Here is a 24,652-nt window from a genome sequence, read left to right as displayed (position 1 = left end):
CGGGCCACCTTTATCGTGAGTATGTTGCGGTTAATTGTGCTTTCGCCAGCACGTGGCTGTTGAGCATAAAGCCAACCAGTGCGCCGCTGGCGTTGCTGTCGAGCGGCAGTTTATCCACATTCAGCGCCCAGACGGTGAACTGATATGGGTGCGGTTTATCCCCTTCAGGCGGACATGCCCCGCCAAAGCCAGCATACCCGAAATCATTCCGCCCCTGCACCGCGCCTGCCGGTAATTTATCGCTGTTGGTTTTCCCGACACCGGCGGGCAGGCTCAGCGTCTTAGCGGGAATATTGACCAGCGTCCAGTGCCACCAGCCGCTGCCGGTGGGGGCGGCGGGATCGTACGCCGTAATGGCGAAGCTTTTTGTCCCTGCGGGCGGATGCTGCCAGGCCAACTGTGGCGAAGTATTGCCCCCCTGGCAGCCGAACCCGGCAAAGACCTGCTGTTGCGTTAAGGGATGACCGTCGGCGATATCCTGGCTGCTGAGGCTAAACGGCAGGGCCGCAGAAACCGTAAAAGGGCTTGTCGCCAGGATGCTGACGAGGATGGCAATATGATTTTTCATTGTTGTTTCCTTTTGCTGAACCGGAAACCACACTGTAAAGCCCGCGGGGAAATCATAATGTGCCCGATCGATTTTAAAATGTGCCGAAACGCTCAATAGTGTCCGCAGATGATTGCCCCTGGGCATCTGTGCTACTCTACGCGCCATTTCCCTGGAATCGACAGAACAGAAAATTATGAGTGTACGTTTAGTGTTAGCCAAAGGGCGCGAGAAGTCGTTGCTGCGCCGCCATCCCTGGGTCTTCTCTGGTGCGGTTGCCCGCATGGAAGGCAAAGCCAGCCTCGGTGAAACCATCGATATCGTGGACCACCAGGGGAAATGGTTAGCGCGCGGCGCGTACTCACCTGCCTCGCAGATCCGGGCGCGCGTCTGGACGTTTGATAAAGATGAATCCATCGATATCGACTTCTTTGTCCGCCGCCTGCAGCAGGCGCAGCAGTGGCGCGACTGGCTGGCAAAACGCGACGGGCTGGACAGCTATCGTCTGATCGCCGGTGAATCCGACGGCCTGCCGGGCGTGACTATCGACCGTTTCGGCAACTTCCTGGTGCTGCAGCTGTTAAGCGCGGGCGCTGAATATCAGCGTGCGGCATTGATCAGCGCCCTGCAGACGCTGTTCCCTGAATGCGCCATATACGATCGCAGCGACGTTGCGGTGCGTAAAAAAGAGGGTATGGAACTGACCCAGGGCCCGGTAACGGGCGAATTGCCGCCAGCCCTGCTGCCTATTGAAGAGCACGGCATGAAGCTGCTGGTGGATATTCAGGGTGGCCATAAAACCGGTTACTACCTCGATCAGCGCGACAGCCGTCTGGCAACCCGCCAGTACGTTGCCGGTAAACGCGTGCTGAACTGCTTCTCCTACACCGGCGGCTTTGCGGTTTCGGCCCTGATGGGCGGCTGCAGCCAGGTGGTGAGCGTCGATACCTCACAGGAAGCACTGGATGTGGCGAAGCAGAACGTTGAGCTGAACAAGCTGGACCTGAGCAAAGCGGAATTTGTTCGCGATGACGTCTTCAAGCTGCTGCGCAAATACCGCGACCAGGGCGAAAAGTTTGACGTGATTGTGATGGATCCGCCGAAGTTCGTGGAAAACAAGAACCAGCTGATGGGTGCCTGCCGTGGGTATAAAGACATTAATATGCTGGCGATCCAGCTGCTTAATCCAGGTGGCGTGCTGCTGACCTTCTCCTGCTCCGGCCTGATGACCACCGAATTATTCCAGAAAATTATCGCAGATGCCGCTGTAGATGCTGGTCGTGATGTACAATTTATAGAGCAGTTCCGTCAGGCGGCCGATCATCCGGTGATCGCTACCTATCCGGAAGGGCTGTATCTGAAAGGATTTGCCTGTCGCATCATGTAACTTGAAAAGTGGAAGGTTGCCCACACCTATAGTGTAAGTAACGTTTCCCGGGAGGTGACTATGATTGCCAGCAAATTCGGTATCGGCCAGCAGGTCCGCCACTCCCTGTTAGGTTATCTGGGCGTGGTCGTGGATATCGACCCGGAATATTCCCTCGACGAACCGTCAGCGGATGAGCTGGCGGTGAACGCAGAACTCCGCGCCGCGCCCTGGTACCACGTGGTTATGGAAGACGACGATGGACAGGCTGTGCATACCTATCTTGCCGAAGCCCAGTTAAGTAGCGAACAGCAGGATGAACATCCTGAACAGCCATCGATGGATGAACTGGCGCAAACGATCCGCAAACAGCTGCAGGCCCCGCGCCTGCGGAACTAATGAAAACCCGGTAGCCCATGGCTGACCGGGTTTTTTATTACCTGGCCATTCCCAGACGGGGGATCTCAATTGCCGGACAACGATCCATCACCACATTCATGCCCGCATCGCGCGCCAGCACCGCCGCCTGTTCATTGATCACCCCAAGCTGTAACCACAGGGTTTTCGCCCCGACCGCAATCGCCTCCTGAGCCACGCCCCAGGCCGCTTCGGAATTGCGGAACACGTCCACCATATCGATTTTTTCTGGCACTTCCGCCAGGGTGCCGTATCCCTGCTGGCCCAGCAATGTTTTACCTGCCACTTTTGGCGAAACCGGGATCACATGGTAGCCCTGATCGAGCAGGTACTTCATCACCCTGTAGCTCGGGCGATCGGGCTTGTCGCTTGCGCCGACCAGGGCAATGGTGCGGGTGGTGGTAAGGATGTCGGCGATATCGTTCTCTTTCATTCGTGTTCTCCTGGCTCGTTCAATCCGGGCATCAAGGCCGTGTCAGCAACTGCCATCCCATACGTCTGTATGAGGGCAAATTGCCATAATATGTCTATATGTTAGTAAATATGATTGTCGAAAAATTTTGATACATTCTTCATGACGCATGTCTTTTAAGAGGGCCTTCTATGAAAACCGGCATTGCCTGGAGTCTGTTTGCGCTGCTCATGCCGGTTTGCGTTTTTGCCACAACGCTGCGGCTCTCTACAGACATCGACCTGCTGGTGCTCGATGGTAAAAAAGTCTCCAGCTCCCTGCTGCGCGGTGCGGACAGTATCGAACTGGACAACGGCCCGCATCAAATCGTCTTTCGGGTAGAAAAAACCATTCGTCTTGGCAATCACGAGGAACGGGTCTATATCTCCCCTCCCCTGGTCGCCAGCTTTAACACCCAACGGATCAGTCAGGTTAATTTTAGCCTTCCACGGCTGGAAACAGAAAAAGAGTCACAGCTTTTTGATAAATCACCGCAAATCGAATTACTGGATGGCGATGCGACCCCTATTCCGGTGAGGCTTGATATTCTGGCGATCACCGATACGCCGAACGGCGTGAATTACGAATATGATACCGAGCGCTATAACAAAGCCGGACAGAGCGCCTCGCTACCGCAGTTCTCCACCACTATGGCGGATGACAGTACGCTGCTATCCGGCGTGTCTGAACTGGATATGCCGCCGCAATCCCAGAGCATGACGGAGCAGCGCCTCAAATACTGGTTTGCCCAGGCCGATCCCGAAACCCGAAACCGTTTTCTGCAATGGGCGAAGCAGCAACCCTCGTCCTGAGCCGCAATTTTTATCCCTTTCTCTTGCAGCGTCAGGTGCTTCCAGTAATCTGTAACCAGTTAACTAACGGATAGAGATTATGGAACTCACAACCCGCACCCTGCCGGAACGCAAACATATCGCGCTGGTGGCGCACGATCACTGTAAACAGATGCTGCTCAACTGGGTTCAGCGTCATAAATCCCTGCTGGAAAAACATCAGCTGTCGGCCACCGGCACAACCGGCAACCTGATCCATCGCGAGACCGGGCTTGACGTGAATGCCATGCTGAGCGGCCCGATGGGCGGCGATCAGCAGGTGGGCGCGCAGATTTCGGAAGGTAAGATTGATGTGCTGATCTTCTTCTGGGATCCGCTGAATGCGGTCCCGCACGATCCGGACGTAAAAGCCCTGCTGCGTCTGGCAACGGTGTGGAATATTCCGGTCGCGACTAACCTGTCGACGGCGGACTTTATTATCGCATCCCCGCAGTTCAACTCCCCGGTCGAGATCCTGATCCCGGATTATCAGCGCTATCTGGCTGAACGCCTGAAGTAAAGGTGAGTATCGCCGGGTGGCGGCTTCGCCATGCCCGGCCTTCAAAACCCGAAACCGCGCCCGCCGGATACAACATCGCTAGGGTTTGCGCGCTACCGGCACACCTGTCTCTTTGAGGATATCGACAAAACGTGACGGCTGCTCTTTGTTGAACAGCAACCAGACGCGGTGGCGGGCGCGGGTGATCGCCACATAGAGTAAACGCCGCTCCTCGGCATCGGGAAAATCTTCCACCACAGGCAACAGGGCCTGTTCCATCACCGATTCCCGCGCAGGCGCCGGGAAACCATCGCTCCCTTCCTGCAACCCCACCACGATGACATAGTCCGCCTGCTGGCCTTTACTGGCGTGGATGGTCATAAAATCCAGCTGCAGTTTCGGCCAGCGGGTCGCGGCTTTCTCCAGGCTGGCGGGCTTGAGGTGGTGATAACGCGCCAGCACCAGAATGCGTTCATCCGCCCGGACGTAACCGCTCAGCTTATCCAGCAGGGCATCGAGCTGGTCGTCCGCCAGCAGCGTGACGGCTTTCTTGTCCCCTGCCGACAGGCTGTTGAGCGGTTTTGCCAGCTGATGCGGGTTCTGCTGGATAAACCGGTTGGCGCTCTCGCCGATCCGGTTATTGAAACGGTAGGTGGTGTCCAGATCGCAGCGATCCCCTTCACCAAAGTAATGGTGGAAGGCCGTCGTCAGCGACAGCTGCGCCCCGCTGAAGCGGTAGATCGCCTGCCAGTCGTCACCTACGGCAAACAGAGCGGTATATTTGTTTTGCGCCCGCAGCGCCGCCAGTAACGCCGCGCGCTGGGGGGAGATATCCTGGAACTCATCCACCAGAATGTGTTTCCACGGGCTGATAAAGCGACCTTTCTCGAGGATCACGATCGCCTGATGGATCAACCCGGAAAAATCGACGGCGTTCTCCGCCTTGAGGGCGGCTTTCCACGCCTTAAGCAGCGGTGCCATTAACTTCACCCGCTTTGAGAACAGCGCCCGCACCTCTTCCGGCGCACCGGCAATCATCTCGGCCTGAGCGCCGCCGTGCATGCGCATCAGGCTTACCCAGCGGTCGAGCCGGGGCGCCAGTCGGCGCGTCAGTTTCTCGTTTTGCCAGAAACTCCCCTCCGGCACGCTCCAGTTAAGCTCCTCTTCGAGCCACTGCCGCCAGCCTTTGGCCTGGGCTTTTTTCTCGCTGCACTGCTGCTGCCAGGCTTCAATGAAAATCTTCTGCCGCGCCAGGGTGTCGTTTTCGAGCTCGCTCACCACCGGCACTTTTTTGCTCCCCTGCTGGATAATATGCAGGGCCAGGGAGTGGAAGGTCCTGGCGGTAATATCCCGGGTGTGCAGTCGCGTCTCGATTCGCTCATCCATCTCCTGCGCCGCCTTACGCCCAAATGCCAGGAGCAAGATTTGATCGGCCGCGGCCTCATTGCGGGTCAGCAGCCAGCCCGCCCGCGCCACCAGCACGGAGGTTTTACCGCTACCGGCCCCCGCCAGTACCAGCAGCGACTGTTCGCCGTTGACCACCGCCCGGGCCTGGGCCGGGTTCAGTGGGGATGACTCAATTCCGGCAAAAAAATCGGCATACTGGCTGAGCATGGTGTCAGTCCATGCCTGATTGTGCGCCAGCCTGCTCTGGTCAATATCCTGTAGCCAGGCCTGACACTGACGCCAGGCTTCACGGCAGTTATCAAATTCGTCGAGCCGCGAGACGGACAAGGGCAAGGCCTGTAACGCCTGGCGGATTTTTTGCTGAAGGCCCTGCGTTTTTTCCCGCGTCAGCCAGCTGTTTTGCTCATTGGTGGCGGCAATCTCATTCAGCGCGTTTTGCAGCACCTGCGCCGCAACCTCACTCATTTCAGCACTCCATTGCTGCCAGAGCGTGTTCAGATGGCGATGAAAACGCTGGGTTTCTGCCCACTCGGTGCCGTGCAGCCGCACCACTTTATCGTCGGGCAGAACAAACTCCAGCTCGCCCCAGACCAGGCCGCGCTTACAGTGAATCGCCAGCAACTGGTTGAAGGGAATAAGGTATTCGTGACGTTCGCCTGAGACTTTAACCCCGGCGTTAAGCAGAACGACTTTGTCGTACGGATGTTGTGCCAGGCGTTTGCCTAACGATGTTGCTTTCAGTTCCATGTCCAGCCTGATCCACGACGTGAATAATTGCATAACAGTTTAACTGCCAGTTTTCAGGTGCTCCAGCGCAAAAAAACGTTACAATCACCAGGGCTTCAACATTACGGAAAGAATTGAGGTTTTATGCGTACCGTTCTGAATATTTTGAATTTTGTGCTGGGTGGTTTTGCCACAACCCTCTCCTGGCTGCTGGCAACACTGATCAGCGTGGTCCTGATCTTCACCCTTCCACTGACGCGCTCCTGCTGGGAAATCACCAAACTCTCGCTGGTGCCCTACGGCAACGAAGCGGTTCACGTCGACGAACTGGAGCCAGGCAGTAAAAGCACGCTGATGAACACCGGCGGCACGCTGCTCAATATTCTGTGGCTGATCTTTTTCGGCTGGTGGCTGTGTCTGATGCACATTGCGGCGGGGATCGCCCAGTGCCTGACCCTTATCGGCATCCCCGTCGGGATCGCCAATTTTAAAATTGCCGCCATCGCTCTGTGGCCTGTCGGACGCCGGGTTGTCCCGGTGGAAGTGGCCCGCGCCGCGCGGGAAGCTAACGCCCGCCGTCGTTTTCCGTAACAAGGACCTCGCGCGCACATGCTAAGTCCACTGCTTCGCCGCTACACCCTTAACAGCGCCTGGCTCTACAATGCCAGGATTTTTATAGCCCTGTGTGGCAGTACCGCCCTGCCCTGGTGGTTGGGCGACGTGAAGCTGACCATCCCGCTGACGCTGGGGGTGGTTGCCGGAGCGCTGGCCGACCTGGACGATCGTCTCACCGGTCGGCTGCGCAATCTGGTCATCACCCTGATCTGCTTTTTTATCGCCTCGGCGTCGGTGGAGCTCCTCTTCCCATGGCCATGGCTTTTTGCGGCTGGACTGACGCTCTCCACCAGCGTGTTTATCCTGCTCGGCGGGCTGGGCCAGCGCTACGCCACCATCGCTTTTGGCGCGCTGCTAATTGCCATCTACACCATGCTGGGGGTATCGCTGTACGATCAGTGGTATCAACAGCCGGTGCTGCTGTTACTGGGCGCGGTCTGGTATAACCTGCTGACGCTGGCCGGACATCTTATTTTTCCTATTCGCCCGCTGCAGGACAATCTGGCCCGCAGCTATGAGCAACTGGCCCACTATCTGGAGTTAAAGTCCCGGCTGTTCGACCCGGATATCGAAGATGATGGCCAGGCGCCGCTGTACGAACTGGCGCTGGCGAACGGGCAACTGGTAGCAACATTAAACCAGACGAAGGCCTCGTTGCTTACCCGTTTACGCGGCGATCGCGGTCAACGCGGCACCCGTCGGACCCTGCACTATTACTTTGTGGCGCAGGATATCCATGAGCGCGCCAGCTCATCGCATATTCAGTACGCCGCTCTTCGCGAGAAGTTTCGCTACAGCGACGTGATGTTCCGCTTCCAGCGCCTGTTATCCATGCAGTCGCAGGCCTGCCAGCAGCTCTCGCGATCGATCCTGCTGCGCACCCCCTATCAGCACGATCCGCGATTTGAACGGGCATTTACCCATCTTGATGCGGCCCTCGATCGCGTTCAGGCCAGCGGTACCTCCGCCGATCAGATGAAAGCGCTGGGGTTTTTATTAAGCAATTTACGCGCTATTGATGCCCAGCTTGCCACCATCGAATCCGAACAGGCGCTGGCAACGCCGGGCAATGATGTGGAAAACCAGCTTGCGGACGACAGCCTGCATGGTTTCAGCGATATGTGGCTGCGTTTAAGCCGCAACTTTTCACCGGAATCGGCGCTGTTTCGCCATGCGGTGAGGATGTCGGTGGTGCTCTGTATTGGCTACGCCTTTATTCAGATAACCGGCCTTAACCATGGCTACTGGATCTTACTTACCAGCTTGTTTGTTTGTCAGCCCAACTACAACGCCACTCGCCACCGTCTGGCGCTGCGTATTCTTGGCACTCTGGTTGGGGTCGCCATCGGGTTACCCATCCTTTACTTCGTCCCCTCGCTGGAAGGGCAGCTGATTCTGATTGTGATCACCGGCGTGCTGTTCTTTGCCTTTCGCAACGTTCAGTATGCGCACGCCACGATGTTTATTACCCTGCTGGTGCTGCTCTGTTTCAATCTGCTCGGGGAAGGCTTTGAAGTGGCCCTGCCGCGCATCATTGATACCCTGATTGGCTGCGCTATCGCCTGGGCGGCGGTGAGCTTCATCTGGCCGGACTGGCGGTTCCGTAACCTGCCCCGTGTGCTGGATCAGGCCATGAACGCCAACTGCCGTTATCTTGACGCCATCCTGGAGCAGTATCATCAGGGGCGCGATAACCGCCTGGCGTACCGTATTGCCCGACGTGATGCCTATAACCGCGACGCGGAGCTGGCGTCTGTGGTGTCGAATATGTCTACGGAGCCGGGGGCAACCGCGGAAACCCGTGAAGTCGCGTTCCGTCTGCTGTGCCTGAATCATACTTTTACCAGCTATATCGCGGCACTGGGTGCACACCGCGAGCGGCTCACCAGCCCCGCAATCCTCGGATTGCTCGACGATGCGGTGTGTTACGTTGATGATGCGCTTCATCAACGTCCGGCGGATGAGCCTCGCGTTCAGCAGGCATTAACCGAACTGGCGCAACGCATTTCGCATATTGAGCCGGGAGCCGAGAGCAAAGCGCCTCTGGTTCTGCAGCAAATTGGTCTGCTTATCGCGTTGCTGCCAGAAATTTGTCGATTACAGCAGCACGTTAATCAGCTTCCTGAGTGAGTGCTGTTCTCCACCGATAGCTTTTTGTACCACTCCACCAGCTCCCGGCGCCTGATCTCCGGGAGCGCCGCGACGTGTAGCCCGGTGATTGCCCCCTCCAGTGCAAACAGCACCTTGTAACTAAGGTGCTTGTTCAGCGCCCTGATCTTCAGCCAGCACTGCTCAGCCCCCAGCGTGCGTAATGCCTCCTCGGTGGTGATACCCGCCTCAAACAGCAGGATTTCGAGCTGAAAGGTGAGATTAGGTAAATCCTTTAGCCTCTCGCGCTTGTAGCGTTCACAGCGTTCCCGCCGCGCAGCTTCCAGCGCAAACGAAGAGAGTTGCAGCAGTTTCTCGCGATCCTGCCAGAGCCCCTCATCGACGCGATAGTAATTCAACAACACGGGCCGCCCCCGCTTGACCAGCGACAGGAAAGAAGAGGCATGCTTTACACAGTAAGGCGCACTCTCTTCGCAGGCGCGCAGATACAGCTCCCCCTCCGACACCATGGCAAACACCGTGTCATCAACCGCCAGGGTGTATCCGCCGAACAGGGCGCGATAGTGAACTTCCCCGAGGGGTGAAAGATATTTTGCTGATTGATAGATCCGTTCGTAGGATAGCTTTTTCATGATATTTCCCTTTTAAATCATGCGGTAATGGTGACGTTGTTTGTTAACGGATCCGTTAGCCAAAAAATAGGTAACTTATGATTTAACGGCAAGATGATTTTTCAATACGCCTGAATTACCAACCAAATTTGCGAGGCGCTTTCAGAAAATGAGGTTGATCTTTAGTCGCACAGGGGTTACTGTATATCCATACAGTAACTACAGGGCTGGATTGATTATGTACTCTTCAGGCTATGCAAACCGTTCAACAACTTTCTCTTCTTCCGCCGGCAAAAGCGCGATGAGTTCCGCTGCGCATATGTCCACCGGGCTGATTAGTGAAGTGCTCTACCGTGAAGACCAGCCCATGATGACACAGCTGTTATTGCTGCCACTGTTACAACAGCTTGGTCAGCAGTCTCGCTGGCAGTTGTGGCTCACGCCACAGCAGAAATTAAGTCGGGAATGGGTGCAATCCGCAGGCTTGCCGCTGACGAAAGTGATGCAGATTAGTCAGATGGATCCCTGCCATACTGTAGATTCAATGGCGAGGGCGCTGCGTACCGGAAATTACAGCGTAGTGATTGGCTGGTTTACGCACGAGTTGACGGAATCTGAACAACACCGTCTGGCTGAAGCTGCCGAAGAAGGGAATGCACTCGGCTTCATTATGCGTCCCATTCGCATGAACGCTCTGGGCAACGGACACCTTTCTGGGCTAAAAATTCACTCAAATTTGTATCATTAAGTCAAAATAAGAGTTTTCCTGGAATTTTTTTTGCCGGTTCTGTACGCCGTTGGTTCCACTTGTAAAAGCCGCGACAAGTCTTGTGTGCCGCGGCTTTCTTCATTTTAGCACGCCTCAAATTGCGCAATAAATGTTAAATATTGTGTATACAAAACTTTTTTTTTCATATGCCTGACGGAGTTCACACTTGTAAGTTTTCAGGTACGTTGTAGACTTTACATCGCCAGGGGTGCTCGGCCTAAACCGAAGATATCGGTAAGTTTTAATCTTTGTCCCCGCCCCCCGGTGAAGGATTTAACCGTGACTCTCATTGAGATTCTCATGGCGATTTTTGGATGATAACGAGGCGCAAAAAATGAAAAAGACAGCTATCGCGATTGCAGTGGCACTGGCAGGTTTCGCTACCGTAGCGCAGGCCGCTCCAAAAGATAATACCTGGTACGCAGGTGGTAAACTGGGCTGGTCTCAGTTCCACGACACCGGCTGGTATAACGACACCCTGAACAACGACGGTCCAACTCACGAAAGCCAGCTGGGCGCAGGTGCGTTCGGTGGTTATCAGGTTAACCCGTACGTTGGTTTCGAAATGGGTTACGACTGGCTGGGCCGTATGCCTTACAAAGGCGACAACGTTAACGGCGCATTCAAAGCTCAAGGCGTACAGCTGACTGCTAAACTGGGCTACCCAGTAAATGACGCTGTAGACATCTACACCCGTCTGGGCGGCATGGTATGGCGTGCAGACTCCAGCAACAGCATCGCTGGCGACGACCACGACACTGGCGTATCCCCAGTATTCGCAGGTGGTGTTGAGTGGGCTATGACCCGTGACATCGCTACTCGTCTGGAATACCAGTGGGTTAACAACATCGGCGACGGCAACACCGTTGGTGTTCGTCCAGACAACGGCATGCTGAGCGTAGGTGTTTCCTACCGCTTCGGTCAGGCAGAGCCAGCTCCAGTAGTTGCTCCAGCTCCAGCACCGGCTCCAGAAGTACAGACCAAGCACTTCACTCTGAAGTCTGACGTTCTGTTCAACTTCAACAAAGCAACCCTGAAACCAGAAGGCCAGCAGGCACTGGATCAGCTGTACACCCAGCTGAGCAACCTGGATCCGAAAGACGGTTCCGTAGTGGTTCTGGGCTTCACCGACCGTATCGGTTCTGACGCTTACAACCAGGGTCTGTCTGAGAAACGTGCTCAGTCCGTTGTTGATTACCTGATCTCTAAAGGTATCCCGGCTAACAAGATCTCCCCACGTGGTATGGGCGAATCTAACCCAGTTACCGGTTCTACCTGTGACAACGTGAAAGCTCGCGCTGCACTGATCGACTGCCTGGCTCCAGATCGTCGCGTAGAGATCGAAGTTAAAGGCATCAAAGACGTTGTAACTCAGCCAGCGGCATAAGTTATCGTCTGACAAAAAACCCCGCCATGTTGCGGGGTTTTTTATTGCCTGAAAAAAGACAGAACGCTACTTCTTCCCGGCCAGCAGCGCCTGGAGATCGGTTTTCAGGGTCGACATCTGACTGGCGTACTTCTCTTTATGCTCGGCATCTTCTATCAGCTGCACGATAGTTTCTGACAACGTTTTGCCGCGGCGCTGGGCAAGACCAGCCAGACGTTGCCAGACCATAAACTCCAGATCGATGGACTTCTTCCGGGTATGCTGGTGCTCGGCGTTAAAATGCCGCTTTCGCCGCGCGCGAATGGTCTGCTTCATGCGGTTCAGCAGCGACGGATTGATGTGTTTATCTATCCAGCCGTTGACCAGGATGGGTTCATTTTCGAGGGTCAGCAATAAATCTACAGCTTCTTTTGCAGCACTGGCTTCGAGGTAGCACGTGATCAACTCCCCTTCACGGTGTTTTTTGACCAGATACTTCCATTTCCAGCCGCTTTCGAGATTTTCCAGTTGTTGGTATTTCATTGCGATCTCAGTGTGACCGTGTAACTCTGTTCAGAATATCAGTTTTTTGGCAATCTGCTGAAAAGAAATCATATCCTGTGACGCGCGGTAACGCATTCATGCCCGGAAACACCCATTCCCTCATGTGCAGAGCCTGCGCCTTACGGTATACTCCATCCTTTTACATCTGACTAAAAAACATCAACTTTGACCATTACGAAACTTGCATGGCGTGACCTTGTTCCGGATACAAACAGCTATCAGGAACTCTTTGCACAGCCAGATCTCGCGAAAGAACACGAATACATCCTCAGCGACACCCAGCCCCGTTTGCATTACGCGCTGGAGCAGGTGCTAAGCCCATGGACTACCTCGCCATTCATGTTGTTGAAAGCGCCAGACGAAGCGGAGTATCTGAGTCTTCTGACGGACGCCGTACGGCAGCTGCAACCAGAAGCCGGAACGGTCTTTGGGGGTGAATACAGCATCAACGGGCGCACCGTTACCTTTGCATCCGCCACCGTACCCGATGGCCGTTTTGCGGTCACCGGCAACGTCATCCCGGCGGGCTGGACTGAAGCAGAGCAGCTTTTTGGCTGCCTGCGCCAGTTTAATGGGGAGTTGACCCTGCATCCGGGTCTGGTCCATCAGGCCAACGGCGGCGTGCTGATTGTCTCCCTGCGTACGCTGCTGGCACAGCCTTTGCTGTGGATGCGCCTGAAAAATATCGTTAGCCAGCAGCGCTTTGACTGGGTTGGCTGGGATGAGTCGCGCCCGCTTCCGGTCGCCGTACCCTCCATGCCACTCTCCCTGAAAGTCATCCTGACGGGCGATCGCGAAGCCCTGGCCGATTTCCAGGAAATGGAACCCGAGCTGGCCGGCCAGGTGGTCTACAGCGAGTTTGAAGACAGCACCCAGATTGCGGATGCCGAAGATATGCAGCAATGGCTGCAATGGGTTTACACCGTCTGTCAACGCGCTCAGTTGCCAACACCTGCTGCTGATGCATGGCCTGTACTGATTCGCGAAGCGGTCCGCTATACCGGCGATCAGGAAACACTGCCGCTTTGCCCTCTCTGGCTTGGCAAGCAGCTGCGCGAAGCCGCAGCCATGACAGAAGACGATACGGTGACCGGCGAGCAGCTCTCTCAGATGCTGCTGCAGCGTGAGTGGCGCGAAGGCTATCTCGCGGATCGTATGCAGGATGAGATCCTGCTTGAGCAGATCCTGGTCGAAACCGAAGGCGAATGTGTCGGACAGATTAACGCCCTTTCGGTGATTGAATTCCCTGGCCATCCGCGTGCCTTTGGCGAGCCATCGCGTATCAGCTGCGTGGTGCATATCGGTGACGGTGAATTTATCGATGTCGAACGTAAAGCGGAGCTGGGCGGAAACATTCACGCCAAGGGCATGATGATCATGCAGGCTTTCTTAATGTCGGAGCTGCAGCTCGAGCAGCAGATCCCCTTCACCGCCTCGCTGACCTTTGAACAGTCTTACAGCGAAGTGGATGGCGACAGTGCCTCGATGGCGGAACTGTGCGCGCTCATCAGCGCGCTGGCTGATGTACCGGTGAATCAGAGTATTGCTATTACCGGCTCTGTAGACCAGTTTGGCCGCGCGCAGCCTGTCGGCGGCCTGAATGAGAAGATCGAAGGCTTCTTTAACATTTGCCAGCAGCGTGGGCTGAGCGGAAAACAGGGCGTGATCATTCCACTGGCGAACGTGCGTCACCTTAGTCTGAGTCAGGCGCTGCTGAAAGCGGTAGAAGAGGAACAATTCAGCCTCTGGGCCATCGAAGATATTGCGGATGCGCTACCCTTACTGACAAACCTGGTGTGGGATGCGGAAGGGCAGACATCGCTGATGCAGACTATCCAGGAACGCATTGCGCAGGCCACGCAACAGGAAGCACGCCATCGTTATCCCTGGCCGTTACGCTGGTTGAACTGGTTCACCCCTAACTGATCGGACTTGTTCAGCGTACACGTGTTAGCTATCCTGCGTCCTTCACTAAAATAAGGCATACTGAGAACATGGTAGATAAACGCGAATCCTATACAAAAGAAGATCTTCTTGCCTCTGGTCGCGGTGAACTGTTTGGCGCTAAAGGCCCACAGTTACCGGCCCCGAACATGCTGATGATGGACCGTGTCGTGAAGATGACGGAAACCGGCGGCAACTTCGATAAGGGTTACGTAGAAGCAGAGCTCGATATCAATCCGGACCTGTGGTTCTTTGGTTGCCACTTTATTGGCGATCCCGTGATGCCAGGATGTCTGGGTCTGGACGCGATGTGGCAGCTGGTTGGTTTCTACCTCGGCTGGCTCGGTGGCGAAGGCAAAGGCCGCGCGCTGGGCGTGGGCGAAGTGAAATTTACCGGTCAGGTTCTGCCGACCGCGAAGAAAGTCACCTACCGCATTCACTTCAAACGTATTGTTAACCGTCGCCTGATCATGGGCCTGGCGGATGGCGAAGTGCTGGTTGACGGTCGTCTCATCTACTCCGCAACTGACCTGAAAGTGGGTCTGTTCCAGGATACTTCCGCATTCTGATTTTTGCTTTTAGCAAAGCATAAAAAGGCGAAACCTCCGCACTGCGGAGGTTTCTTTTTTAAAGAGACGCTATCAAGCAAGTACTGCCCTGTCTCCGATGGCTTCTCGCCAGCCCCCTAACCATTGCGACCTTTGATTGATGGTCTGATAGGGACACATTTCTTTTGAACGTCCGGCGATGCCAGCCTGATAACCACGTTGATGAGCCCTTTCAAGGCGATCTCGTTTCTGTCTCTTCATGCCTCGTTTCCCTCATTATTTGATCTGGTGGAAAAGAAAACAGTGATTACAAAACATGCAATCACGACTAACGAATACCGCGAATCCCGCTTAGCGTCAATGCGCAAAATTCACGCCAGTGTCATAAATGTGAGCTACACAAAAGTTCATTTGTACAAAATTTGTGATACGGCACAAGTAACCGCCTGACCTTCAAACGAAAAAAAAGCCGCAATTAGCGGAAGCTAAATGCGGCCCGTTGCGATGAATTTTACTTATGGCTGACGGGAAATCTCCCTGGCAATACTGGCGGACTCCTGCGCCCAGCCCTGTGCCAGAACTTTCACCATCTCATCATATCCATCTTTCTGCTGTACCAGTTCCAGGTGGAAAGGGCGTTTGATCAGCTGCCCCTGATGATTCAGCAGCCACTCCCCGCTGATGATAACTCTGCCATCATAACGGCCGTGGAAATTGGTCACGTTGACGTTGAGCGTATCCTGGTCGCTGCCCAGCGGCTGCGACGCTACCACCCATCCCGGTAACTGGCTACCCAGATTGGCGACCAGGGTGTTGCGCAGCTGCTGATCCAGCGGACTGGCCCACAGGTTGTTGTTGGCGATGACATACTGCACATCGCTGGTTTGATAGACCACGCCATTGCCGGCCAGGTAGTCAGGCACGGCCACCTGCTCTACCCACAGCAGGCGGTTACCCTGGCTGGCGGTACTCTGCCCGCCCCCCTGCGCTGCCACCGGCAGCTGATAGTAGCTCTTGTTCTCGGTCGAGCTACAGGCAGAGAGTAGCGCCACGGCGGTGATAATTAGCCATTTTTTCATTATTTAGCCCCCTTCGGCTCAGGGTCCTTTTTGTCTTTAGCTTCGAATACCAGTGCATTGCTCTTCGTATTCAGCGTTTTCAGTACCGGCTGGAGTTCACGCAGAACCTGATCGAGGCGCTGCATATCCGCCACCATCTTGTTATAGGCTGCGGATCCCGGCTGGAAGCCCTGCATGCTGCGGTTCAGCTCACGCAGGGTTTTCTGCATGTCCTGCGGCAGCTGCTGCACCGACTGACTGGCGGTCAGCTTGTTCAGGTTATCCAGCGTGGTCTGCAGACGGCGCATCGTCGCCTGGCTCTCATGAAGCGTGTTCGTCGCCTGTTGAACCATAGGTGTAAGCGGCAGGTTGTTGATCTTATCCAGAGTTTCCATCAGGCGCTGTTGGATCTGCGCCAGGCCCCCGCTGACGGTCGGGATAATTTTATACCCGCCAAATTCGCGGATCTCTTTCACCGGTGGCTCTTTCGGGAAGAAGTCCATATCCACGTACAGCGCCCCGGTCACCAGGTTACCGGTTTTGAGCGAGCCGCGCAGGCCACGCTTCATCAACCCGTCGATATGCTCAGCGATATCCGGCGTATCGCCCACCTGATTTATCAGTCGCTCTGGCTCAATACGGATCAGCACCGGAATACGGTAATCGTCATCCAGCACCTGACGCATGCCCGGCGCAAAGAACGGGACTTTGCCAACGGTTCCGAGACGGATGCCACGGAATTCAACCGGCGCGCCCGGCTGCAGGCCGCGAACCGAATCCTTGAAGAACATCAGGTAGTCGATATGGTCGGTATAGAGTGAATCCTGAATGCTTTTCTGGTCGTTGTAGAGTCTGAACGCCGTATGCTGCGCCACCGGCTGCCCCTGATCCATGCCTTCCGGCACGTCAAAGCTCACCCCACCGCCGAACAGCGTGGAAAGAGAGCCCATCTCGACGCGCATACCGGCCGAGGTTAAGTCGACGGCAATGCCGCTGTCTTTCCAGAAACGCACATTGCCGGTAACCAGGCGATCGTTTGGCGCATTGATAAACAGCTGATAGCTGATGGTGCGTTTTTGCGCGTCAAAGGTGCTGGTTTCAACCGAGCCGACGCGGTAGCCACGGAACAGCACCGGGTCGCCCGGGCTAAGCTGACCCGCTTTTTTACTGTCGAGGATGACCCGGATACCCTTCGCATCCGGCGGTGCCAGCGGTGGAGAGTCCAGCAGCTGGTACTGCGCCGGCTGCGAGCCCTTATTCCCCGGCTGCAGTTCGATATAAGCCCCGGATAACAGGGTACCCAGACCACTGATGCCTTCACGGCCTACCTGGGGTTTAACCACCCAAAATACCGAATCGCCATGGAGCAGCTTCTCCATGCCAGCGTTGAGACGGGCTTTAATTTCCACGTGCGTCAGGTCGTCGGTCAGGGTCGCGCTCTCTACCACACCCACGTCCACGCTGCGGCTCTTGATGGTCGTTTTACCGCCCTCAATGCCCTCGGCGTTGGTGGTGATCAGCGTGACTTCCGGGCCCTGATGGCTGTAATGATAAAACAGGATCCATGCACCAATCAGCGCGGTCACGATGGGGAAGATCCACACCGGCGACCAGTTTCTGACCTTCTGCACTTTCGCCTCTCCACTCTTATTTTCCATGCTTTTACTCATCCTCATGGCTCGACTCTGACTCACGATCCCACGACAAACGCGGATCGAAGGTCATGGCCGCAAACATGGTCATAATAACGACCAATGCAAACATCACCGCTCCGATGGCGGGATAGATGCTCATTAAACCTCCCATACGCACCAGCGCAGAGAGTACGGCAATCACAAACACGTCAATCATTGACCAGCGTCCGACAAACTCCACCACCTCGTAAATCAGATGCATGCGCTCGCTGTCACGCTTGCCGTGCCCTTTGGCATCCCAGCAGAGCCAGGCAATGGCAATCATTTTGAGCGTCGGCACCATAATACTGGCGATGAAAATCACCAGCGCCACCGGGTAGGAGCCTTCCCCCCACAGCAACACCACCCCGGCCATGATGGTCGAGGGCATCTTGTCCCCCAGCAGATCGGTGATCATGATGGGCAGTATGTTGGCCGGAAGATAAAGAATGATTGACGTAATAAGCAGCGCCATTGTCCACTGCAGGCTGTTTTTACGCCGCACGTGACCTTTGGTTTCGCAACGCGGGCAGATTTCCCGATCGGCGGGCAGAATAGCCGTGCAGCAGGGACACAGGCGCAAATTTTGATTAATGCCCGGCACGCCCGCTTTCAGCGTCTGGGGCAGCGCGGGTGCAGGGGCGATGTCGTCCCATGCCCAGCGGCGATCCACACACTGAAACGCACGAAGCTGAAGGATGCAATACAGGCACCAGGGAATAAAGCTAAGGCCAATGCCCACATCCCCGTAGGCCATTAGCTTCACAAAGCTCACCAGGATACCGGCGAGGAAGATCTCCGCCATGCCCCAGCTTTTTAACTGAAAGAGGATCCGCGCCAGCCTGATTTTCAGCGCCAGGGGCATCATTACGCGGTTCACAAGCAGCAGGATCACCACCAGACAAAACGCCGGCACAATCTGGACGAAAAGCATAAAGAACGTGCCCAGACTGACGTAATTTTCTGAGAACATGACGCCAGGTATTTCCAGTAAATGGACCTGGCTGGTGATGCCCCCCACCTTCATATAAATGAAGGGGAAGAGATTGGAGAGTAAAAGCATGAACAGCGCAGCAAAAGCATACGCGGTGGGACGCTGCCGGGGCGCGTCCCACTCTGTTGTCAGCGTTGTCCCGCAGCGCGGGCATGCCGCTTTGTGTCCATGCTCGAGCACCGGAAGCGCCACGAGCATATCGCACTGTGAGCATAAAATATGCCGATCGGCATGGTGATGTTCACACATACTGGCTCCAGGGTTAACTTATGCGCCGTTTTTCAGAGCCTCAAGATATTCCCAGCGTTCAAATGCTTCTTCCAGCGCCTGCTCAGCCTGGGCCATATCGGCCAGGACTTTTTGAGTATAGTCATGCGGCTGGCTGAAGAATGACGCGTCGGCCACCTGAGCCTGCAAACTTTCCAGACTGGCTTCGAGCTCTTCAAGACGCTGCGGCAAGCCCTCCAGTTCGCGCTGAAGGTTATAGCTTAATTTATTGCTGCCGCGTTTGATGTTTTCTGCTTTTGTAACAGGAACTTCCGCTTCAACCTTTGCTTTTGACTGTTTTGTCGCCAGCGATTGCGCCTGCTGTCCGCGGGCATCATGGTAGCCGCCCACATACTGACCAATCCGGCCCTGACCTTCAAAGATCCAGCATTCGGTAACGGTGTTATCCACGAACTGACGATCGTGGCTGACCAGCATTACGGTACCCTGATAACTATCAATCAGTTCTTCAAGAAGTTCCAGCGTTTCAACATCAAGATCGTTGGTGGGTTCATCAAGAATAAGAAGATTGCTGGGTTTCAGGAATAAACGCGCCAGTAACAGGCGGTTACGCTCCCCACCGGAGAGTGCGCGCACCGGGGTCATCGCGCGTTTAGGATGGAACAGGAAGTCCTGCAGATAGCCCAGTACATGGCGCGGCTTGCCGTTCACCATCACTTCCTGCTTACCTTCGGCGAGGTTGTCCATCACCGTTTTATCCGGGTCCAGTTCCGCACGGTGCTGGTCGAAGTAGGCCACTTCCAGCTTGGTACCGCAATGTATACGACCGCTGTCGGCCTTAAGCTGATCCAGCATCAGCTTCAGCAGCGTGGTTTTACCGCAGCCGTTCGGTCCGATCAGGGCGATTTTGTCCCCGCGCTGCACCTGGGCGGAGAAGTCCTTCACCAGCACTTTGCCATTGACCTGGTAGTTGACGTTTTCCATCTCAAAGACGATTTTGCCTGAACGGCTCGCCTCCTCGACCTGCATCTTCGCGCTGCCCATCACCTCGCGGCGTTCGCTACGCTCGCGGCGCATCGCTTTCAGGGCGCGAACGCGACCTTCGTTACGGGTACGACGCGCTTTAATGCCCTGGCGGATCCACACCTCCTCCTGGGCGAGTTTGCGGTCGAACTCTGCGTTTTGCAGCTCCTCAACGCGCAGATTTTCCTCTTTCTCCAGCAGATAGGTGTCGTAGTCGCCGGGATAGGTCACCAGCTTGCCGCGATCGAGATCGACAATGCGGGTCGCCATGTTGCGAATGAACGAACGGTCGTGGGAGATAAAGATGATGGTGCCGTTGAAGGTTTTCAGGAAGCCTTCCAGCCAGTCGATGGTTTCGATATCCAGGTGGTTCGTCGGCTCATCGAGCAGCAGCACTTTCGGCCCGCTGACCAGCGCCCGGCCCAGCGCGGCTTTACGCAGCCAGCCGCCAGACAATGAAGCCAGCGGCATGTCCGCTTCCAGACCTAACTGGGCCAGCACTTCATTGATGCGGTTTTCCAGCTGCCACAGGCCATGATGATCCAGCAGCTCCTGCAGGCGCGCCATCTCATTGAGGTTTTTGGTGCTCGGGTCGGTCATTACCAGATGCGAGATCTCGTGATAGCTCTTCAGGTACTCCGCCTGCTCTTCAATCCCTTCGGCAACAAAATCGTAGACGCTGCCCTGGACGTTACGCGGCGGATCCTGTTGCAGACGCGCCACAATCAGATCCTGTTCGTAGATAATGCGTCCGTCATCCAGCCCCTGCTCGCGGTTCAGGATCTTCATCAGCGTCGATTTACCGGCGCCGTTACGGCCGACCAGACAGACACGTTCGTTATCTTCGATATGCAGCTCGGCATTATCGAGAAGCGGCGCGTCGCTGAACGACAGCCACGCCCCATGCATACTAATTAATGACATTTACTTTTCCTTTCAGGCCGCGGTAATCAGCCAGCAGTTGTGGATCTGACGGTTACGGGCAAAATCCTGGGACAGGGTTTTTTGACTGATCTCTTGTGCTTTCAGCCCCAGTTTCTCCAGCCCTTCGTGATCCATGCGGAAGCCGCGTTTGTTGTTCGAGAACATGATGGTGCCGCCTTTACGCAGCATACGTTTCAGATCTTTCATCAACGCTAGGTGGTCGCGCTGAACATCAAAAGACTCTTCCATGCGTTTGGAGTTGGAGAAGGTTGGCGGATCGATAAAGATCAGATCGAACTGCTCCTCCGATTCACGCAGCCAGCCCAGCACGTCGGCCTGCAGCAGACGGTGCGCGCGGCCGGTCAGGCCGTTCAGGCGCAGGTTGCGCTCTGCCCACTCCAGATAGGTGCGGGACATGTCCACGGTGGTGGTGGTACGCGCGCCGCCCAGCCCGGCATGGACGCTGGCGCTGCCGGTATAGGAGAAGAGGTTCAGGAAGTCCTTACCTTTGCTCATCTGGCCCAGCATACGACGGGCAATGCGGTGGTCGAGGAACAGGCCGGTATCGAGATAGTCAGTGAGGTTCACCCACAGGCGGGCGTTGTATTCGCCCACTTCGATAAACTCGCCCTTGCTGTTCATCTTCTCGTACTGGTTTTTGCCTTTCTGACGCTCACGGGTTTTGAGGATCAGCTTGTTCGGAGCAATATTCAGCACGCTGATGGTCGCAGCGATAATATCCAGCATACGCTGACGGGCTTTCTGCGGATCGACGGTTTTTGGCGGCGCATACTCCTGCACCACCACCCAGTCGCCGTAACGGTCGACCGCCACGTTGTACTCCGGCAGGTCGGCATCATAGAGGCGATAGCACTCAATGCCTTCCTGCTTCGCCCATTTTTCGAATTTCTTCAGGTTTTTACGCAGACGGTTAGCGTAATCTTCCGCGATGCTGGATGGCTTGCTGTCTGCCTCTTTCTCGGCCAGGTGGTAGTTTTTCTGCACGCAGTCCAGGGGGCCGTTTTTGGCTTTGAACTGACGCTCGGCGCGCAGTTGCAGGCAGCTCAGCAACTCTGGCGAGGCGCTGAACAGGGAGAGGTTCCAGCCGCCAAACAGATCCTTCATGGTGCGCCCCAGCAGGCTGTGCAGGGCAATCAGCGCCGGCTCGCTGTCCAGACGTTCGCCGTAAGGCGGGTTGCTGATCACCGTGCCGTAGGGGCCTTTTGGCAGCGGGTTGGTGAGCTGAGAAACGTCTTTTACCTCGAAGGCGATCAGCTCGCCGATCCCGGCGCGACGGGCGTTGCTGCGCGCGCGTTCAATCACGCGGGCGTCGCTGTCAGAGCCGTAGAAACGGGATTCATAGGCCGCCAGCCCGGCACGGGCGCGAGTCTGGGCTTCGGCTTTTACCTCCTGCCAGACAGCTTCGTCGTGCTGTGCCCAGCCTTTGAAGCCCCACGCGCCGCGGTGCAGACCCGGCGCACGGTCAGTCGCCAGCATCGCCGCTTCGATCAGCAGCGTACCGGAACCGCACATGGGATCCAGCAGCGGCGTGCCCGGCTGCCATCCGGAACGCATCACGATGGCCGCCGCGAGGTTCTCTTTTATTGGCGCGATACCGGCACGATCGCGGTAGCCGCGCTGGTGCAGACCTTCGCCACAGAGATCCAGCGCAATGCTGGCGATCTCTTTATTGAGGCGGACGTTGATACGCAGATCCGGGTTTTCACGATCGACGTTCGGACGTTCCAGATTTTTGCGGGTGAAGCAGTCGACGATGGCATCTTTAACCTTCAACGCACCGTACTGGCTGTTGCGGATCTCGTCATTCAGGCCGCTGAAGTGGACGGCAAAAGTGGCGCCCGGGGCAAAAATCTCTGTCCAGTCGATCGTCTGCACGCCCAGGTAAAGATCGAGATCGCTGTAAACCTTGCACTCTCTCATCGGCAACATGATGCGTGAGGCCAGGCGACTCCACATCAGGCTCTGGTAAATAAGCCGCGTGTCGCCCTGAAAATGGACACCACCCTGAACCACCTGGCACTCTTGCGCCCCCAGGCTTTCCAGTTCAGTTTTTAACAGCTCTTCCAGCCCACGGGCCGTACTGGCAAACAGAGAATTCATATCGTCACTTTTACTCTAAGAAAATTGCTGCGCATTATAGCCAATCTGGGCTCTATGTCATAAAGTTGAGGGCTTATTTTCATTTAAGGGGACGGTGCCGTGGCCACGTTATCCAGGCTTTTCATTCATCCGGTTAAATCCATGCGGGGTATTGGGCTCACTCACGCCCTTGCAGACATGAGCGGTTTTGCCTTTGACCGCATATTTATGGTTACCGAACCGGATGGCACGTTCATTACCGCACGCCAGTTCCCGCAAATGGTTCGCTTCACCCCGGTGCCGGTTCATGATGGTCTGCACCTCACCGCGCCGGATGGTTCCAGTAGTATCGTCCGCTTCAGCGACTTTGCGCCAGCAGACGCCCCCACCGAAGTCTGGGGCAACCACTTTACCGCACGCATCGCCCCGGATGCGGTTAACCGCTGGCTGAGCGAATTCTTTTCCCGCCCGGTTCAGCTCCGCTGGGTGGGGCCTGAGCTGACGCGCCGCGTGGAGAAGTTTGCCGCAGTGCCGCTGTCGTTCGCCGACGGGTTCCCCTTCCTGCTGACCAACGAGGCCTCGCTGCGCGATCTGCAGCAGCGCTGCCCGGCCAGCGTGCAGATGGAGCAGTTTCGCCCGAACCTGGTAGTGACCGGCGCGGCCGCGTGGGAAGAAGATACCTGGAAAACGATCCGCATCGGCGACGTGATTTTCGATGTGGTCAAACCCTGCAGCCGCTGCATCTTTACCACCGTCAGCCCGGAAAAGGGGCAGAAGCACCCGGCCGGTGAGCCGCTTAAAACCCTGCAATCCTTCCGCACCGCGCAGCACAACGGCGATGTCGATTTTGGTCAGAACCTGATCCCACGCTCCAGCGGGGTGATCCGCGTGGGTGATGAGGTGGAGATCCTCTCCACCGGGCCGGGCCGCATCTATGGGGCGGGTTCCGAGGAAGAGACAACTGAAGTGGAGACCCAGCCTGCAACGGCGGTGACTATCCAGTGGCAAGGGCAGACCATTCGCGGCAACAATCAGCAGGTTTTACTGGAGCAGCTTGAACAGGCCGGTATTCGCGTGCCCTATTCCTGTCGTGCGGGGATTTGCGGGTGCTGTCGCATCACGCTGGTAGAAGGTGAAGTGAGTGCGCTGAAGAAATCGGCCATTGGCAACGACGGCACCATTCTGTGCTGCAGCTGCGTACCCAAAACGTCGTTACAGCTCGAAGCTTAAACGGCCTGCTCGAGGCTGAAGCTGACCGGTTGCGGTTTCAGCCTGTCGTTCATCACTTTAATCGGATCCCCCAGCTGCATGGTGCGCCCCGCGATAGTTACTGCCGGCTGTGCCAGTAAACAGAGTGCGGCGTTTTCGCCCGGCTCCACCACCAGCAAATTCACCTGCTCGCCATTCTCGCTCAGGCTGACGCACGCGGCATCACCGGTGACCGGCGTCCAGCGCCCGCCGTGGGCCAGAAAGTGCCAGCTTTTCGGCATCTGAGGTTTAAGAAAGCGGATTGCCACCAGCGCATTAAGCACCAGTTCGGCGCGTTGTTCTTTAGACAGGTCCAGATCCCGACATTTCTCTTCAAAGGAGAAATAGAGTGCAGCATCGTCAACGCAAAAACCGGTATCGGCAAAGGCATCCGGGGTTAACATCCGGCGGGCAAAACGCGAGCGGAACAGCATACCATTAGCCAGATCGAGCATCATACGATCGTGCTCATCGCAGAAATACCAGCGCCAGTTATCGTCAGGTTTAATTCGCATCTGTCTCTCCCGTTCCCGAAACGTCCTGTTGTAAGAAAGTCCTTATTGCCGCTTCGTTTTTTTAACTTCAATAATGAAAGACCACAATGTCTAATAAAGCAACAGTCCGGGAATATAAAA

The 24,652-nt window shown here is 55.9% G+C and carries 23 protein-coding genes; 11 read left to right on the top strand and 12 right to left on the bottom strand.

Annotated elements, in window-relative coordinates; genetic code table 11:
• Positions 1 to 10 precede the first annotated feature (10 nt).
• Positions 11 to 568 carry a kinase inhibitor gene (locus NB069_RS07505; RefSeq protein ID WP_250588781.1) on the bottom strand — a complete coding sequence of 186 codons (558 nt, stop codon included), beginning with the start codon at positions 566 to 568 and terminating at the stop codon, positions 11 to 13.
• Positions 569 to 743: 175 nt separating this feature from the next.
• Between NB069_RS07505 and rlmI the strand changes: the two genes are divergently transcribed.
• Together rlmI and hspQ are read left to right on the top strand one after the other, a co-directional pair.
• Complete coding sequence (gene rlmI, locus NB069_RS07500; RefSeq protein ID WP_250588780.1) at positions 744 to 1,934, top strand: 23S rRNA (cytosine(1962)-C(5))-methyltransferase RlmI; 1,191 nt, start codon at positions 744 to 746, stop codon at positions 1,932 to 1,934.
• Between the two features lie 60 nt (positions 1,935 to 1,994).
• Positions 1,995 to 2,312, top strand: a complete 318-nt coding sequence (gene hspQ, locus NB069_RS07495; protein ID WP_250588779.1) for a heat shock protein HspQ — start codon at positions 1,995 to 1,997, stop codon at positions 2,310 to 2,312.
• 37 nt (positions 2,313 to 2,349) lie between these two features.
• Here the strand turns inward: hspQ and NB069_RS07490 are convergent, their stop codons facing one another.
• A complete protein-coding gene (locus NB069_RS07490) occupies positions 2,350 to 2,763 on the bottom strand; it encodes a CoA-binding protein (protein ID WP_250588778.1) in 414 nt (137 codons plus the stop codon).
• 170 nt (positions 2,764 to 2,933) lie between these two features.
• Here NB069_RS07490 and csgI point away from each other — a divergent pair, with 170 nt between their 5' ends.
• Entirely contained in the window at positions 2,934 to 3,593 is a 660-nt protein-coding gene (gene csgI / locus NB069_RS07485) for a curli synthesis inhibitor (RefSeq protein ID WP_250588777.1), read from the top strand.
• A gap of 79 nt (positions 3,594 to 3,672) precedes the next feature.
• Entirely contained in the window at positions 3,673 to 4,131 is a 459-nt protein-coding gene (gene mgsA, locus NB069_RS07480; RefSeq protein ID WP_250588776.1) for a methylglyoxal synthase, read from the top strand.
• A gap of 78 nt (positions 4,132 to 4,209) precedes the next feature.
• On the opposite strand, the gene helD is transcribed toward mgsA, so the two are convergent.
• The gene (gene helD, locus NB069_RS07475; protein WP_250588775.1) at positions 4,210 to 6,264 is read right to left on the bottom strand and encodes a DNA helicase IV; all 2,055 of its coding nucleotides are present in this window, start codon (positions 6,262 to 6,264) and stop codon (positions 4,210 to 4,212) included.
• Between the two features lie 123 nt (positions 6,265 to 6,387).
• Between helD and NB069_RS07470 the strand changes: the two genes are divergently transcribed.
• Positions 6,388 to 6,834: a YccF domain-containing protein gene (locus NB069_RS07470; protein WP_250588774.1), complete on the top strand. Its 447-nt coding sequence runs from the start codon at positions 6,388 to 6,390 to the stop codon at positions 6,832 to 6,834.
• 18 nt (positions 6,835 to 6,852) lie between these two features.
• Positions 6,853 to 8,988: a YccS family putative transporter gene (gene yccS, locus NB069_RS07465; RefSeq protein ID WP_250588773.1), complete on the top strand. Its 2,136-nt coding sequence runs from the start codon at positions 6,853 to 6,855 to the stop codon at positions 8,986 to 8,988.
• Here yccS and NB069_RS07460 read toward each other — a convergent pair.
• Positions 8,973 to 9,599, bottom strand: a complete 627-nt coding sequence (locus tag NB069_RS07460) for a TfoX/Sxy family DNA transformation protein (protein WP_250588772.1) — start codon at positions 9,597 to 9,599, stop codon at positions 8,973 to 8,975. The two genes, yccS and NB069_RS07460, sit on opposite strands and share 16 nt — an antisense overlap.
• A gap of 217 nt (positions 9,600 to 9,816) precedes the next feature.
• Between NB069_RS07460 and sulA the strand changes: the two genes are divergently transcribed.
• Positions 9,817 to 10,326, top strand: a complete 510-nt coding sequence (gene sulA / locus NB069_RS07455; RefSeq protein WP_250588771.1) for an SOS-induced cell division inhibitor SulA — start codon at positions 9,817 to 9,819, stop codon at positions 10,324 to 10,326.
• Between the two features lie 355 nt (positions 10,327 to 10,681).
• The gene (gene ompA, locus NB069_RS07450) at positions 10,682 to 11,734 is read left to right on the top strand and encodes a porin OmpA (protein ID WP_250588770.1); all 1,053 of its coding nucleotides are present in this window, start codon (positions 10,682 to 10,684) and stop codon (positions 11,732 to 11,734) included.
• A 66-nt stretch (positions 11,735 to 11,800) separates the two neighbouring features.
• Here ompA and matP read toward each other — a convergent pair whose 3' ends face one another.
• Positions 11,801 to 12,256, bottom strand: coding sequence for a macrodomain Ter protein MatP (gene matP / locus NB069_RS07445; protein ID WP_250588769.1), 456 nt, complete (start codon positions 12,254 to 12,256; stop codon positions 11,801 to 11,803).
• A gap of 186 nt (positions 12,257 to 12,442) precedes the next feature.
• Between matP and NB069_RS07440 the strand changes: the two genes are divergently transcribed.
• Together NB069_RS07440 and fabA are read left to right on the top strand one after the other, a co-directional pair.
• Entirely contained in the window at positions 12,443 to 14,203 is a 1,761-nt protein-coding gene (locus NB069_RS07440; protein WP_250588768.1) for an AAA family ATPase, read from the top strand.
• 68 nt (positions 14,204 to 14,271) lie between these two features.
• Positions 14,272 to 14,790 (top strand): bifunctional 3-hydroxydecanoyl-ACP dehydratase/trans-2-decenoyl-ACP isomerase, encoded by a 519-nt coding sequence (gene fabA / locus NB069_RS07435; protein ID WP_039029445.1) that lies wholly within the window; start codon positions 14,272 to 14,274, stop codon positions 14,788 to 14,790.
• Positions 14,791 to 14,862: 72 nt separating this feature from the next.
• Here the strand turns inward: fabA and rmf are convergent, their stop codons facing one another.
• The 6 genes from rmf to rlmKL all read right to left on the bottom strand — a co-directional run bounded on the left by rmf (position 14,863) and on the right by rlmKL (position 22,790).
• A complete protein-coding gene (gene rmf / locus NB069_RS07430) occupies positions 14,863 to 15,030 on the bottom strand; it encodes a ribosome modulation factor (protein WP_032617397.1) in 168 nt (55 codons plus the stop codon).
• Between the two features lie 254 nt (positions 15,031 to 15,284).
• Positions 15,285 to 15,848 (bottom strand): membrane integrity-associated transporter subunit PqiC, encoded by a 564-nt coding sequence (gene pqiC / locus NB069_RS07425; RefSeq protein WP_250588767.1) that lies wholly within the window; start codon positions 15,846 to 15,848, stop codon positions 15,285 to 15,287.
• Positions 15,848 to 17,485 carry an intermembrane transport protein PqiB gene (gene pqiB / locus NB069_RS07420; RefSeq protein ID WP_250588766.1) on the bottom strand — a complete coding sequence of 546 codons (1,638 nt, stop codon included), beginning with the start codon at positions 17,483 to 17,485 and terminating at the stop codon, positions 15,848 to 15,850. The genes pqiC and pqiB overlap by 1 nt, the downstream gene beginning before the upstream one ends.
• Before the next feature lie 4 nt (positions 17,486 to 17,489).
• Positions 17,490 to 18,743, bottom strand: a complete 1,254-nt coding sequence (pqiA, locus tag NB069_RS07415) for a membrane integrity-associated transporter subunit PqiA (RefSeq protein ID WP_250588765.1) — start codon at positions 18,741 to 18,743, stop codon at positions 17,490 to 17,492.
• Between the two features lie 18 nt (positions 18,744 to 18,761).
• Positions 18,762 to 20,669: an ABC transporter ATP-binding protein gene (locus NB069_RS07410; protein ID WP_250588764.1), complete on the bottom strand. Its 1,908-nt coding sequence runs from the start codon at positions 20,667 to 20,669 to the stop codon at positions 18,762 to 18,764.
• A 12-nt stretch (positions 20,670 to 20,681) separates the two neighbouring features.
• Positions 20,682 to 22,790, bottom strand: a complete 2,109-nt coding sequence (gene rlmKL, locus NB069_RS07405; RefSeq protein ID WP_250588763.1) for a bifunctional 23S rRNA (guanine(2069)-N(7))-methyltransferase RlmK/23S rRNA (guanine(2445)-N(2))-methyltransferase RlmL — start codon at positions 22,788 to 22,790, stop codon at positions 20,682 to 20,684.
• A gap of 99 nt (positions 22,791 to 22,889) precedes the next feature.
• Here rlmKL and NB069_RS07400 point away from each other — a divergent pair, with 99 nt between their 5' ends.
• Positions 22,890 to 23,999, top strand: a complete 1,110-nt coding sequence (locus NB069_RS07400; protein WP_250588762.1) for a YcbX family protein — start codon at positions 22,890 to 22,892, stop codon at positions 23,997 to 23,999.
• Here NB069_RS07400 and zapC read toward each other — a convergent pair.
• The gene (gene zapC, locus NB069_RS07395; protein ID WP_250588761.1) at positions 23,996 to 24,532 is read right to left on the bottom strand and encodes a cell division protein ZapC; all 537 of its coding nucleotides are present in this window, start codon (positions 24,530 to 24,532) and stop codon (positions 23,996 to 23,998) included. The two genes, NB069_RS07400 and zapC, sit on opposite strands and share 4 nt — an antisense overlap.
• Between the last annotated feature and the right edge of the window lie 120 nt (positions 24,533 to 24,652).

The sequence above is a fragment of the Leclercia adecarboxylata genome (assembly GCF_023639785.1).
In the GTDB taxonomy this organism is placed as follows: domain Bacteria; phylum Pseudomonadota; class Gammaproteobacteria; order Enterobacterales; family Enterobacteriaceae; genus Enterobacter; species Enterobacter adecarboxylatus_D.
The sequence above is the reverse complement of the archived record's forward strand: the minus strand, read 5'-3'. Positions and strand labels throughout refer to the sequence as shown.